Raw genomic sequence first — 14076 nt, forward strand, 5'->3', positions numbered from 1 at the left:
TCGGATGTTGACTTCGGTGAGTGTGTTCGGGCTCGGTTACGTCGGTTGCGTCAGCGCGGTGTGCCTGGCTGCGCAGGGGCATCGGGTGATCGGTGTCGACGTGAACCAGGACAAGGTGGACGCCCTGGCCCGCGGTAATTCACCGGTGGTGGAGGAACGACTGGGTGACCTTGCCGCCGAGGCGGTCGCCACGGGAAACCTGACCGTCACCACCGATACGGCAACCGCCGTCCTGCACACCGACCTGTCACTGGTGTGCGTCGGTACCCCGTCTGCCCATGGTGGCGGACTGTCCACCGAATACCTCGAACAGGTCACCGACGCGATCGGCGCGGCCCTGGCCAAGAAGGACCGTTGGCATGTGGTGGTCTATCGCAGCACCATGATTCCGGGAACTTGCGAGAAGCTTCTCATCCCCCGACTGGAGTCGGTCTCCGGTAAACGGGCTGGAGTGGACTTTGGCGTGTGCGTCAACCCGGAGTTCCTCCGAGAGGGGACCAGCGTGCAGGACTTCTTCAACCCGCCGAAGACCGTTGTCGGCGAGACTGATTGTCGGAGTGGGAAGACCGTGCTAGCACTCTACGACGGCCTTCCGGGCCGGCAGTTCCAAGTGCCGATCAAGGTCGCCGAGATGACCAAATACGTCGACAACAGCTTCCATGCGCTCAAGGTCGGCTTCGCCAACGAGATCGGCGCGATCTGCTCGGCGCTGACCCTGGACTCCCACGACGTCATGGAGATCTTCCTCGCGGACACGAAGCTGAACATCAGCACGGCCTACCTGCGGCCAGGCTTCGCGTTCGGCGGGTCATGCCTGCCCAAAGATGTCCGTGCGCTCACCCACACCGCGCGCCGAAACGATCTCGACGTTCCCCTGCTGGCGAACCTGTTGGCGTCCAACGAGAGCCACATGCGCCGAGCCGTGGACCTTGTTCTGGCCACCGGGTTGCATCGGGTCGGAATCTTCGGACTTTCGTTCAAGCAGGGCACCGACGATCTGCGCGACAGCCCCATGCTGGAACTCGCCGAACGGCTGATCGGCAAGGGGTTCGACGTCAAGATCTACGACCCGACCGTCGTGCTGTCGCGCCTGACCGGTGCCAACAAGACCTTTATCAGTCAGCAACTTCCCCACATCGGCGACCTGCTGACCGACGACGCCGATGCTGTGTTCGAGCACGGTGAACTGCTGGTCGTCGGATCGCGCGACCCCAAGGTCGTCGATGTCATCGACCGAGCAGGATCCGAGCGGTTCATCGTGGATCTGGTGCGATTGCCCGGTGCTGAACTCCTGCGCAGAACACCGCACTATCAGGGAATCGGGTGGTGAGCATGGGTCTGAAAGTCCTGATGATGGGACCGTATCCCCTCGAGCCCGGAAAGGTCAGCGGTGGAATCGAGTCGGCGACAAGCACACTGGTGCCCGCGCTGGCTGCCCGCGATGACATCGAAAGTGTCACCGTGCTGCGCTTCCACGAGGGTGATGCGTCAACCGGCTACCGGCGCGAGGGTCCGAAGGTGGAAGTGCATTACCTACGTGGTCAACGCCGATGGCGGACCGTTACAGGATGCTTCCTGGACCGGCGGAAGGCCCGCAAGCTGGCGGCCCAGGTAAACCCAGACGTGGTACATGGACAGGAGATCGGGTTGTACGGCGCCATCGCGCAGCACTGCAGCCGCGACGCGGTGATCACCGTCCACGGGGTCACACTGCCCGGCCACAGTACCGATACCACGGACAACGCCGGTCTGAGAGGCACGCTGCGGGACAGCATGATCCGCAGCCTGGAGCGGCGGGTGCTGCGTCGCGGCAAAGTCGTCATATCGCTCTCGCAGTGGGACACCGAGGTTTTGGATGTGCCGATCAGGGGCGCTCGGGTGAGTATCCCGAATGCGACCGGCCCAGAGTTCTTCGCGCTGGCACCGGCGCCGCCGACGCCTCCGCGACTGCTGTTCGCCGGTGTGTTCACTCCGAACAAGAACCCGCTCGGCGTGGTGAATGCGTTCGCACAGGTGCGGATGTCACTGGCCGAGGCAACGCTGGCACTCGTCGGCCCACACCCCGACCAGCGCTACTCCGAGCGGGTGCTGGACCGAATCAAAGCTCTCGGCCTCGACGACGGCGTGGATGTCGTCGGCCCGGTCGGCAACGAAGAGCTTCGTCGGGAGCTCACCCGAGCCCGCGCTGTCGTGCTGTTCTCGCACCAGGAGAACGCGCCGACGATCGTCGCTCAGGCGATGGCCGCAGGAAAACCCGTCATCGCAAGCCGCGTCGGCGGCATACCGGAGATGGTTGAGGACGGTGAGACCGGTTTCCTCGTGGACTCCGGTGATGAGGCGATGCTTGCTGATCGGATGCTCAAAGTAGCTGTGGACGAACGACTGTCACGGACGCTCGGGCGCCGTGCGCACCAGCTCGCGCTGCACCGGTACTCGGCCGAGACGGTGGCCGCGAAGACCATTGAGGCATATCAGATGGCTGTGATCCAGGAGAAACGATGAAGGCTATGCTGAAGGAACTGGCTGCCCGGTCGCTGTGCGCACTCGGAGTTCCGATCCTGGCACGATGGCGGCGTTCCCACCGTCTGGCGATCCTGATGTTCCACGGTGTTGAGAGCGAGCCGTTGTCTCCACCGTGCGACTGGGTCATCGACACCGCCACACTTCGGCGCGACCTCGACTACGTGCGCAGACACTTCAACGTCCTCCCACTCGAGGAGGCGCTAGGCCGGCTCAGGGACGGAACACTGCCCGGCCGTGCCGCTGCGGTCACCTTCGATGACGGCACCCGAAACCTCCTGACCAATGCCGCACCGGTGCTGCGGGAGCTCGCCGTGCCTGCGGCGGTGTTTCTCGCGACGGGGCCGATGGGCACGAGCGAGCTGTTGTGGCCGGACCGACTGTGGAGTGCCTTCGCGCAGACGAACCGGACCGAGATCGACCTCTCGCACCTAGGTCTCGGGAAATGCCCCCTGTCTACCGAGGCCGAACGGATCACGGTAAGGGACTCGGTCACACAGCTGTTCAAACAGCTTCCCGAGGCCGAGCGGATCACAGGAGTCGATTCCGTCGTCGGTGCGTTGGGCGCACAGTCGGCCGCACACGGCGGACCCTTCCAGCTGCTGTCCTGGGATGAGGCGGCCGCGCTCGCGGCCGACGGGCTGGTCACGCTCTACCCGCATACCGTCACCCATCCGATCCTGGCCCGCTGCGACGACGACAAGGTCGGGCACGAGATCACAGAATCGTGCCGCGCGGTGGAGAACCACACCGGCCGGGCCCCGGCCGTATTCGCCTACCCGAACGGATGCGAGCAGGATTACGACGATCGCGCCAAAGAAGTGCTGCGAAACAACGGGATACGGTGGGCGCTCACCACGACCAACGGTTTCGTCGATGCCCGCAGCGATCCGCTCGAGCTGCCCCGGATGGGATTTTCGACGGACCAGTCTTTCGCGGTGTTCAAGTTGAAAGTCTCCGGCTTCTCATTGCGTCCTGGGCGCAAACGCAAGGCCCCGGCGCTGAATTCGGATGTCGGGGAAGCGGCCAGCGATGTCACTGTCTGAGGCGGCTAACCGGCTGATACCCGCCCCAGCCGACGAGCTCGAGGTCCATCTGCAGCCGATCACGGCGGCGGACCTGCCCGCGGTGGCACAGTTTCTCCATGACGAGCTCGACCCTGCGGTGCCCGTCGAACGGTGGGCATCCGACGTCGTCCCGAGCTGGGAGGTGGAGCAACCCAACTACGGTTTCATGCTGCGCTGCGACGGCAGGGTGGTGGGCGCCCACCTCGCGATCTACTCCGAACGGAGGATCGACGGTGTCAGGCACCGCTTCTGCAATCTCACGACGTGGTGCGTGGCGGAACGGTACCGGTCACATGCGCTGAGCCTGCTGCGGGCTCTGCTGCGGCAGAAGTCCTATCATTTCACTGATCTGTCCCCGTCGTCGGACGTGCAAGTCCTCAACGCTCGCCTCGGCTTCGTGTACCTCGACACGACGACGTGTGCCGTTGCGAATCTGCCCTGGCCCATCCGCCGACGAGGCATCCGGATCTACTCGCGCCGCAAGACGATCGCGAGCGTCCTCAACGGTGAGGACCTGGCGCGTTACCGCGACCACGCCCGCGCCGCGGCGGCGCGACATGTCGCGATCGTGATGGGCGGTCAGACCTGCCACGTGGTCTTCCGGCGTGTTCGGCGCAAGAACATCCGGTCATTCGCGTCACTGGTGTACGTGAGCGACACCGATCTGTTCCGGGCCGCGGCGCCCCACTTCTTCCGGCACCTGCTCTTGCGTCACGGTATCGCAGCCACACTCATCGAGGCACACGTGGTCGCCGGCGACTTCCCGCGATCAGTACGGGTGTCGCCCAGGGCCAAGATGTTCCGCAGCGACATGTTGCGCCCCGACCAGATCGACTTCCTGTACAGCGAGCTCACCTGCATGCGCTGGTGACACGGCGTTCCAGGCAAGCGCCGCGTCACCACCGGAAAGGACCGGCACCCGACATGAGAAGCAACGTGCACCATCTGATCGAGCAACGCGCCCGCTCGGATCCCGGCGGCCCGGCGCTGACGTACCTCGCCGAGACCGTCAGCTATGGACAGTTGTGGGCGCGCGTCCAGGGTGCTGCGGCAGGCATGGCTGCTCTGGGTCTGCAGCGGGAGCAACGCGTCGCCATCTATCTCGAGAAACGGATGGAGACGGTCGCCGCTGTGTTCGGGACCTCGGCCGCCGGTGGGGTGTTCGTACCGGTGAACCCGGCGCTGAGGATGGCGCAGGTGCGTCACATCATCGACGACTGCGATGTGACCGTTCTGGTGACCTCGCCGGAACGGTGGGCGATGCTTCGTCACGAACTGGACCACTGCCTCTCGCTCGAACATGTCGTGCTGGTCGGGACTGGCGGCCTTCCCGATGACGCCGGCCGGCACACTCTGCACTCGTGGGCTGAATTCTGTGCTCTCACCGGGTCGGAGACCGGACCCGAGTGTGCGATCGATCTGGACATCGCCGCGGTCCTCTACACCTCGGGGAGCACGGGCCGCCCGAAAGGGGTTGTGCTGAGCCACCGCAACTTGATTGCCGGTGCCGAGAGCGTCGCTCACTACCTGCAGAACAGCGCGGACGATGTTGTGCTTGCCGCTCTTCCGTTGAGTTTTGACGCCGGATTCAGCCAACTCACCACCGCGTTTAGCGTCGGTGCGCACGCGGTGCTGACCAATTACCTCAGGCCGTCCGAAGTTCCGCGCCTGTGCGCGCGGCACCGGGTTACAGCGCTGACCTGTGTACCTCCGCTCTGGATCCAGATTGCCGAGCAGATCTGGCCGCCCGAGGCGAGAGTGGCGCTGCGCTACTTCGCCAACACCGGCGGCAGGCTACCCAAGCCGACCTTGGACCAACTGCGCTCACTGTTCCCGCAGGCGAAGCCGTTCCTGATGTACGGCCTGACCGAGGCCTTCCGGTCCACCTATCTCGACCCAACCGAAGTGGACCGCAGGCCGGATTCGATCGGCAAGGCGATTCCGGACGCCGAGATCCTGGTGCTCAGACCCGACGGTTCGCGTTGCGACCCGGGCGAGGAGGGCGAACTGGTGCACCGTGGACCGCTGGTCGCCCTCGGCTACTGGAACGACCCGCTGCGGTCTGCCGAGCGGTTCAAACCGGTCGCCCGGCCAGGGGCGGGCTGGCGCGCAGAGGAATTGGCAGTCTGGTCGGGCGACACCGTGGTCGCCGACGAGGAGGGATTCCTGTACTTCGTCGGCCGCGGTGACGACATGATCAAGACGTCCGGCTACCGCGTCAGTCCTACCGAGATCGAAGAAGTCGCGTACGCGACGCAGAGGGTCCGGGCTGCGGTAGCACTCGGTGTCGACGATGAGAATCTCGGCCAGCGGGTGATTCTCATCGTCACCCCCGTCGACCCCGCGGATTTCGACGCCGCCGCGCTCGTCGCCGACCTCAAGCAGCGACTGCCGCGGTACATGCTGCCGTCGTCGGTCGTGGCGTGGGAGGACATCCCACGCTCGCCCAACGGCAAGTTCGACCGCGCCGCAATCCGGGACGATCTGCGGCTGTGAACACGACCATCGCCGCACCCGGCAGAGCAGACGGCCACGCGGCACCGGGTAGAAGTACAGCTGAAGTTATACGAAACCATCAGGGAGGGAACCGCAATGGGAAGCGACAAGGCCACAGTCGACGCGGTCATCGACATCATCGTCACCACACTGGGCATCGAGAACCGTGCTGATTCGCTCGACGCAACCACCCCGCTGTTCAACAGCATGCCCGAATTGCATTCGATGGCGGTGGTCGCCTTGGCCGTCGCGCTGGAGCGGGAGTTCGATCTGGAGATCGACGACGAAGACCTCACCGCCGAGGTGTTCGAGACGGTCGGCACACTGGCCGAGTTCGTCGAGGCGGTCCGCGACACGGGTCGGCTGACCTGGCCGGAAGTGGGGTAGGGGTTCATGCCCACTCTGGCGCTGACCTCGACACGGGTCGACACACCGACGAATGGAACGGATCTGCGCACCAAACCGCTGTGTCAGTTGATTCCGGACGAGGTTCACCTGTTGGTGACCCCGCTGTATCCGCTGCCTTCCCGACGCGTCGGAGCCGCTGACGTCTCCACCGTGTTCAGCAGTGTGACCGAGTGCCCACCTATCTTGGATGGGCGGCGATCGCTGCGACGGCATGTGCGCCTCAGCGACGACCACTACTTGAGTAGGACTCGCCCCCGCGAATTCGCAGCGGCACGAGAGGTGTTGGCCGACGTGGTGGCCGAACGGGGTATCAACCGGATTGTCGTGTTCGGTGCGGATCTCGCCGAACTGGTGGCGGATTTTCGCGATGGTCCCAAGGTGCTCGATCTCTGCGACAGTATGACGCTGAGGATGAGCAGGGCGTTTAGGCATGCGGGAGGATTGCGCACCGGAAACTGGGTCGACGCGGTTGAGCTGTACCGTGCCCGCAGGACTGAGGCGCGGCTGCCCTCCGCGTTCGACGATGTTGTCACCGTCAGTGAGGTCGACACCGCTGAGATCGTTCGGCTCAGTGGTGTCAGCGCGAATGTGCACACCGTTCCCAACGGCGTCGACGAGGCTTTCCTCGCACCTATGCCGCCACCTGCGCACCGGCGCGGCGTCGTGTTCTGGGGCAATCTGGATTTCGAGCCCAATATGGCTGCGCTCGAACACTTCTTCATCGACGTCTGGCCGATGCTCCGGCGCTCCGGGGTCGAAGTGAAGGTGGTGGGCGGCAACGCCCCGCAGTGGTTGGTTCGGCTGGCCCACGGGGAACCCCTGGTCCATCTTGCAGGCTTCGTGCCGGATCTTCGTGCCGTCGTCTCTCGATATCCGGTGATGATCAATCCGATGCTGACGGGAAGCGGAATCAAGAACAAGGTGCTGGAAGCGTTCGGGATGGGCATCGTCGTGGTCTCGACGGCACGCGGGGTCGAGGCGATGCCGGACGTGGTGGACGGTGGGCACCTGGTGATCGCCGACGGTGGCGCGTTCGGCGAGGCGGTGCTCGACCTGCTCGACGGTCCGGCGCGGCGAATGCGACTACGGGCGAACGCGAACGCGTTATTGCATGCACGCTACCGATGGAGCGTCGCGGCGGCACCGTGGCGGGCCTTGTTCGATCGCCACCCCAAAGGCGACCGGAACGCCCCTCGCCGCCCCGGCACCGTGATGTTGGAAGCCTCACCATGAGCGCCCCTCATGACTAGCCAGTCCGGTCCGGACGTCGTAGACACCGAAGCGGGAACGCCGGGTTCGCTGTCGGGCACGTTGCGGCGCGGCGCAGCCATCGCGTCGGGCATGCTGGTCTTCACCCAACTGGTGTCATTGGCCCAGACGCTGGTGCTGGCCCGGCTGCTTTCCCCAGCCGAGGTCGGCTATTTCGCCGCCGGCACCGTGCTGTCCGGATTTCTGGTCACCATCGCCGAAGGGGGGATGGCGAACGCGCTGGTGCAACGTCAGGACCGGCTCGATGACGCCACCGCAACGGTCTTCTGGTCGACACTGCTCGCCGGTGTCGGATGGGCGGTGCTCGCCCTGGCGAGCGCCCCGCTGATGGCGCGGATCTTCGGCAGCGACATCGTGGGGCTGATCGCGGCGGTGTCGTCCGGAACGATTGTCTTACATGCGTTGACCTACGTGCCCGACGCGCTGATGCAGCGGCGCTTCGATTTCCGGGAACGCTACGTCGTACAGCCGGTCACCGTGGTGACCTTCGCCGTTACCTCGGTAATTCTGTGCGCCAACGGTTTCGGTGTGTGGGGTCTGGTCATCGGCTCGTACGGTTCAGTCGTGGCATGGCTAATCGCGAGCTGGACCCTCGCAGGGTGGCGACCGGGTATGCGCGGGCGACCGTCGATTGCGCTATGGCGTGAACTGGCAGGATTCTCTCTGCCACTGGTGGTTTGGAATGTGATCAACCAAGCCCGCACCCTTGTCGAAACCGCTGTCGTCGGTGCGGCGTTGAATGCCGCCGCGCTGGGCTACTACCGATACGGTCGCCGACTCGGGTCGTTGCCGGAAATCGCGGTGATCGATGTCGGGTCCTACGTGCTGTTCCCGGCGTTCTCCCGGCTGGCCGGTGACGTCGAGCGATTTCGATCCGCGTTCCTGCGCGCCCTGCAGGTGCTCTGGTGCCTTATCATCCCGGTCGCCTTCTTTATCGTCGCTGCCGGTGAGCCGTTGGTCACGGTGCTGCTCGGCGAGACGTGGCGCGGAGCCGGTGTGATGCTGGTCGCGTTGGCCGGGGTCGGACCGGGAGTGGCGTTGATGGCGGTCGGCATGGAGTCGATCAAGGGGATCGGCCGAACTCGCCGCTTGCACTGGGTGACAATCGTGAGCTCCGTGCTGGGTATCGGTCTGTTGTTCGCGCTGCTTCCGCTGGGACTGACGGGGGTCGGGCTCGCTCTGTCGGCGTCGTCGTTGACCGCCGGCATGCTCAGCCTGCTTCTCGCGCGGCCTCTTGCCGCGGTGTCCTTCGGCGAGCTCGCACACCGCCTGATGCCGCCGATCCTGATCGCGGTGATTCCCGCCACGGCGGTCAAGGTGTTGGAGCTGACGCTGATTCATTCGGATCACCGCGGTCTCGTGCTGGGCTCGGCGGTGCTGGTCGCGGAGGCAGTGGGCTATCTCGCGCTCTACGGGATCGGTCTTGCATTGTTCGCGCCGGCCGCATGGCGTGAGTTGTCGTCGACGGTGCATCAATTCCGGCACCGTGGTGAGGATTCCGAGTGAATAACCAGTGAATGACCAGGGCCGCATATTCGGCCATCGAAAGAGCTGCGAAGGAGTCGCCATGTCTTATCTGCGGAACACGCTTACGCTGATGGCCGTCATCGCCGTCGCCATGGCCGCCGGCTGCGTCAGCGGGATCGCTCTGCCCCACGGGAAAGCGCAGCCGATGTTCGTCGGCGACTACTCGACGGGCGATTTCAGTCAGTGGCCGAGTGTGCAGAACCGGGATTACAACGGCCCGGGCGCCAGATATGTGCCGTCCTATCCGGCCACGGTCGTGAACGATCCGGTGAAGGGCAAAGCCGCTCGTTTCGAGGTCCGATCTGGTGACTGGTCCGGCTTCGCTGCTGGTGAACGCTCCGATGTAGGTTCCAGCGCAAGCGATACCGGCGGCCGGGAAGGGCAGGTGCGCTGGTATGCGTTCTCCACCATGTTCGATCCGAGTTTCCCGAAGAATCACGCTGACCTGGGGTGGGGTGTCACCAATGGGTGGCACCCGAACTCCAGCAGAGGCAGTGCCGGATTCGAATGGAGCGTCGGAACCCGGAACGGCTACTGGTCATTGGATGTCGAAGAGCAGAGCCGGCCCGGCGTCTACCAAGGCAGCCACACCGTCTTCGAGACGCCGTTGAATGTGGGAACCTGGCACGACGTGAAGATGCAGGTGAACTGGTCCACTGATCCATCCCGAGGCTGGATCAGGTTGTGGCTCAACGGTGCTCGGCAAACGTTCTTCGACGGGTCCGACACGTATTTTCTCAGCACACTCGTCCCCGGCACAACCACCTGCTACTACAAGGAGGGCTATTACCGGGAGGGAGCGCAGCCCACCGGCATCGTGTATCACACAGGGTTTCGTGCTGCCGGTGAGGAAGGTGCGCTCTGACCGTACAACGTGATTCAGCACTGTAGGGCAAGGCTCGCCGGGTCGTTCCCGTCGAGGAAGATCCTTGCCCACACCTCTAGCGTCAGGACGCTCCACAACTCCTTGCCGAAATCATATCGGCCGGACCTGTGAAGCGCGAGCGCACGGCGTACACGTTCCGGATCCACCAGCGGGTAGGGCCGTGCCTGCGTGCCTGCTGTCAACCGTTCCAGTGCGGCGCCCAGGCCGCCCCGAAACCAGGGGCCTACCGGAACTGCAAAGCCGATCTTCTTGCGTGACAACACTTCTGCAGGAAGTCGGCGCCGGGCCACCTCGCGCATCACTATTTTCGTATGGCGCGGGGAGGCCTTGAGGTGCGCCGGCAGCCGGGCTGCGAACTCGGCCAGTTCGTGGTCAAGCAGTGGCATCCGTCCTTCGATGGATGCTGCCATCGTCATCTTGTCGCCACGTACCAAAAGATTGTCCACGAGATAGCTTTCGACATCCAGCGCGAGCATCCGATCAAGGGGGTCCAGGCCGGTGTCAATGCCGGACAGCAGCGATTCCAGTGGCCGCAGGGCGTCAGGCGACAGTCCGGCGAGCCGGTCGGCGCCGAACCACGCCGGCCAGCGTTCGCCTGGTGCGGCGGTGGCCAGGGCGGTGACGGCCATGCGCGCCCGCCGAGGTAGCCGGTGCCAGTCGGCCAGCTTGTGTATCACGCGTTCTCCCAGGACGGCTCGGGCGGGACGGCCGGCACGGTCCAGAAGCCCGTCCACCCGGTACTTCGGGTAGCCGCCGAACAACTCGTCGCCTCCTTCCCCCGAGAGCACCACCGTTACGCGCGTGTGCGCCATCTGGGACAGTGCGAGCAGCGGGATCTCTGAGGGCTCGGCCAACGGCTCGTCACGATGCCAGACGGCGGTGGGCATCAGTTCGAGGAACTCGGAAGGGCCCAAACGGGTCTCGTGGTGGTGGGTGCCGAAAGCTTGCGCGGTCGAGCGGGCAGCCGCCAGCTCGTCACTGGCCCACCCCTCGTCGAAGCCGATGGAAAAGGTGCGCACCGGCTCGTCCGACAGCTCCGCCATGAACGACAGCACGACGCTCGAGTCCAGGCCTCCCGACAGAAAACACCCCAGTGGCACATCGCTGACGAGGCGCCTGCTCACCGCGGCCCGAATGAGGTTTTCGGCGGCGTCCGCGGCCTCTGTCAGCGTGGTCTGGTGCCTTCCGTCGAAGCGCAGACGCCACCACCGGTCGATCGCAACACCGTCGGCGTCGAGAACCATCTTGTGACCTGGCGGGAGTTGACGGATCGCTCGGAAGAGAGTTCGCGGGCTGGGGACGTAACGCAACGCCAGATAGTCCTGGAGCGCGGCGTCGTCGACATCGGCGGACACCCCCGCAGCGAGAAGCGCTTTGATCTCGGATCCGAACAGAACCTCGGTGCCGTTGCGGGAGTAGTACAGCGGCTTCTTGCCGAATCGATCGCGAGCGACGAGCAGGCGGCGGCGGTTCTGGTCCCAGAGCGCCATCGCGAACATGCCGGCGAGGTGGTGGAGCACCTCGTCACCCCATTGTTCGTAACCGTGGACGAGAACCTCGGTGTCACAACGAGTGGTGAACCGGTGGCCGTATCGTTCGAGTTCGGCGCGCAGTTCGCGGAAGTTGTAGATCTCACCGTTGAAGACGACGGCCACCGAACCGTCCTCGTTGAAGATCGGCTGATCACCCCCCGCGAGGTCGATGATCGCCAAGCGGCGCATTCCGAGGGCGAGCCCCGGTCGTTCGAGTCGGCCCGCACCGTCGGGGCCGCGGTGGACGATGGACTCCAGCATGCGATCGAGTCGACCGGAACCCGGTGCCTGACCGTGTTGAGTCCAGATACCGCAGATGCCACACATCAGCGTCCCCCCGTGCCGTGTCCCCCCAGACGTCACTCGTAACGGTCACCGATTCTGTCAAGCTTTGCCAAACCACGCCGTGTATTCACGGTTTGCTTTTCGCGCAGCAACGGCGGTGACACGACCAGAACGTCCTCCGTTGTGGTCGTCGCAGTTGAACTACCCTAGGCCAGATGAGTCCCCACGAGCCGGAATCCGATGACGAGGACACCGGGCCGCTGCATGTCGATAGTTTGCGCAACCGGCCGGCGGAAGTGAGGGACGGCCACCATGGTTCGCCAGTAGCGGTGAATCCCCGTCCGGTGCAGCGCGATCGCCGCCCGGTGGTCCTGGTCGCCGGCGCCGCAGTGGCTGTCGTCGGTCTCGGTTTGCTCGCATGGACGTTCTGGCCGTCCTCCGGCGCCGGGGACAGTGCCGGCGAGACGACGACCACCACCCAGGCCGAGACCCAGGAGCGGGCGGAGGCGCGACTGCGGGAGATGCTCCCGGTCGGGTATGCCCCGGACGCGTGCGAGTCGGTGGTGCCCGCCAAAGGTGCGCTCGCGCAGCTCAGCTGCACCAAGAACGACGATACGGGCGGGCCGCTGTCCGCGCTCTACACGCTGGCTCGGGACGACGAGGCGGTCAAGGATCTGTTCGACGGTGTGGTCAGCACCTCGGCAGTGGTCAACTGTCCCGGCAACATCCAGTCGCCGGGACCCTGGCGGCGCAACGCCACGCCCGACCGGACCGCCGGCACCCTGGTGTGCGGGTTCCAGCAGAGCAAGCCGACCGTGGCGTGGACCACCGACGCCGATTTGATGGTCAGCGAGGTGCAGTCCGGGCCGCAGGGACCGAACATGGTCCAGCTCTACACCTGGTGGACGTCGCACTCGTGAGATGAACCGTGCCGCCTGCGATCGCAGGCGGCACGGCATCGTGAACTCGCCGGAGGTCAGGCCGGCGGTGCCGGGACCACGGTCGTCGCGGGTGCACCCGGGACGGTCGCGGGCTGTGCGCCCTCGGGCAGCGGCGTGCCGGAACTGCCATGCGGCGTCGGCGCGACCGCAGCCGGCACCGCGGCCGGTTCGGGCTCTGCCGGGACCGAGCCGGCCGGCAGCGGGGTGCCCGAGCTGCCTTCAGGGAGCGGCGTGCCGGAGCTGCCTTCAGGCAGGGGGGTGCCGGAGCTTCCCGCGGGCGCGACCGCGGGCGCGGGCTCTGCCGGGGTTGCGGTGTCCGCGGCCGGCTCAGCGGCAGGCGACGGCGTCGCGGTCTCGGCAGAGCCGGTCGACGACGGCGACGTTCCGCTGCCGTAGGACGACGCGCCGGCCGAGCCCGTGGCCGGCGCGGGCGGCGCCTCCAGCCACAGCACGACGTTCGGACCGCCGTCGCTGTAGAACACGCTGTCCGGCTCCGCGCCGGTGACGTCGAAGTAGATCTTGCCGGTGGTCTTGTCGCCCTGGGCCAGGGTCGACGGGTTGACCCCCTGTTCAGTGGGCACACCGAACAGGACACGGTAGGTGTCGCCGTTTTCGGCGCGGGCGTTGAAGTTCGACACGATCGGGGTGGCCGAGCCCGAGATCGCCTCGTCGGTCGCCGTGGCCTCCCACAGGGTTCCGACCGGCTGGTACGGAATGACGTCCGAGCTGGGCTTCAGGTCGGTGACCGTCCAGTGCTGGACAATGCTCCCGTTGACCAGTTCGCCGGGCTGGCCGAGATACTTGGCCTCGTTCTCGGCGTCGGCCGATGCGACCGCAGCGCCGGCGACAGCTGCGGTGGCGGCAGCGGCGGCGGCGACGGCGGCCAGAGCGGGCTTGAATTTCACGCGATTCCTCCTGTGTTCGTTGATCGAGCAGCGAGGTGGTTCCCCGTGGGCAAAGTAGCAGGTCATGACATTGTGCAGACGCGTGCCACCGGGATCGGCGCAGGTCGGGACGTCAGTCGGAGCCTGCTCCAGAGGAGATTACGACGGACCTGAACGGCCCCGCCGCCTTTGCCGGCTCCAGCTCCGCGAAATCGTGGAGGGTGGCTGATCCTGGACAGCACGACTATCGGAGCACGGCTG

Annotated in this window: 12 protein-coding genes; 10 read left to right on the forward strand and 2 right to left on the reverse strand. The window is 65.5% G+C overall.

All coding sequences use genetic code 11. The annotated features are described in order from the left end of the window. Positions 1-16 precede the first annotated feature (16 nt). The 9 genes from ACXMYJ_RS15635 to ACXMYJ_RS15675 all read left to right on the forward strand — a co-directional run bounded on the left by ACXMYJ_RS15635 (position 17) and on the right by ACXMYJ_RS15675 (position 10152). Positions 17-1330: a nucleotide sugar dehydrogenase gene (locus tag ACXMYJ_RS15635; RefSeq protein WP_460357456.1), complete on the forward strand. Its 1314-nt coding sequence runs from the start codon at positions 17-19 to the stop codon at positions 1328-1330. A 2-nt stretch (positions 1331-1332) separates the two neighbouring features. Further along, complete coding sequence (locus ACXMYJ_RS15640; protein WP_460357459.1) at positions 1333-2502, forward strand: glycosyltransferase family 4 protein; 1170 nt, start codon at positions 1333-1335, stop codon at positions 2500-2502. Continuing rightward, the gene (locus ACXMYJ_RS15645; RefSeq protein ID WP_460357462.1) at positions 2499-3566 is read left to right on the forward strand and encodes a polysaccharide deacetylase family protein; all 1068 of its coding nucleotides are present in this window, start codon (positions 2499-2501) and stop codon (positions 3564-3566) included. Before ACXMYJ_RS15640 ends, ACXMYJ_RS15645 begins: the two co-directional genes overlap by 4 nt. Beyond that, positions 3553-4458 carry a hypothetical protein gene (locus tag ACXMYJ_RS15650; RefSeq protein WP_260755495.1) on the forward strand — a complete coding sequence of 302 codons (906 nt, stop codon included), beginning with the start codon at positions 3553-3555 and terminating at the stop codon, positions 4456-4458. Before ACXMYJ_RS15645 ends, ACXMYJ_RS15650 begins: the two co-directional genes overlap by 14 nt. Positions 4459-4511: 53 nt before the next feature. Then, a complete protein-coding gene (locus ACXMYJ_RS15655; RefSeq protein WP_460357465.1) occupies positions 4512-6083 on the forward strand; it encodes an acyl-CoA ligase (AMP-forming), exosortase A system-associated in 1572 nt (523 codons plus the stop codon). A gap of 96 nt (positions 6084-6179) precedes the next feature. Then, positions 6180-6470, forward strand: a complete 291-nt coding sequence (locus ACXMYJ_RS15660; RefSeq protein WP_260755493.1) for an acyl carrier protein — start codon at positions 6180-6182, stop codon at positions 6468-6470. Positions 6471-6782: 312 nt separating this feature from the next. Then, a complete protein-coding gene (locus tag ACXMYJ_RS15665; RefSeq protein ID WP_460357507.1) occupies positions 6783-7724 on the forward strand; it encodes a glycosyltransferase family 4 protein in 942 nt (313 codons plus the stop codon). Between the two features lie 9 nt (positions 7725-7733). Beyond that, on the forward strand, positions 7734-9266 hold the full coding sequence (locus tag ACXMYJ_RS15670) for an oligosaccharide flippase family protein (protein ID WP_460357468.1): 1533 nt from the start codon (positions 7734-7736) through the stop codon (positions 9264-9266). Between the two features lie 61 nt (positions 9267-9327). Further along, positions 9328-10152: a polysaccharide lyase gene (locus ACXMYJ_RS15675; RefSeq protein ID WP_443188335.1), complete on the forward strand. Its 825-nt coding sequence runs from the start codon at positions 9328-9330 to the stop codon at positions 10150-10152. A 14-nt stretch (positions 10153-10166) separates the two neighbouring features. Here ACXMYJ_RS15675 and asnB read toward each other — a convergent pair whose 3' ends face one another. Further along, positions 10167-12032 (reverse strand): asparagine synthase (glutamine-hydrolyzing), encoded by a 1866-nt coding sequence (asnB, locus tag ACXMYJ_RS15680; RefSeq protein ID WP_460357471.1) that lies wholly within the window; start codon positions 12030-12032, stop codon positions 10167-10169. A 173-nt stretch (positions 12033-12205) separates the two neighbouring features. Between asnB and ACXMYJ_RS15685 the strand changes: the two genes are divergently transcribed. Next, a complete protein-coding gene (locus ACXMYJ_RS15685) occupies positions 12206-12910 on the forward strand; it encodes a hypothetical protein (protein WP_260755489.1) in 705 nt (234 codons plus the stop codon). Between the two features lie 56 nt (positions 12911-12966). Here ACXMYJ_RS15685 and ACXMYJ_RS15690 read toward each other — a convergent pair whose 3' ends face one another. After that, positions 12967-13836: an MPT63 family protein gene (locus ACXMYJ_RS15690; RefSeq protein ID WP_443187501.1), complete on the reverse strand. Its 870-nt coding sequence runs from the start codon at positions 13834-13836 to the stop codon at positions 12967-12969. Between the last annotated feature and the right edge of the window lie 240 nt (positions 13837-14076).

The sequence above is a fragment of the Mycobacterium sp. ZZG genome (assembly GCF_054786995.1).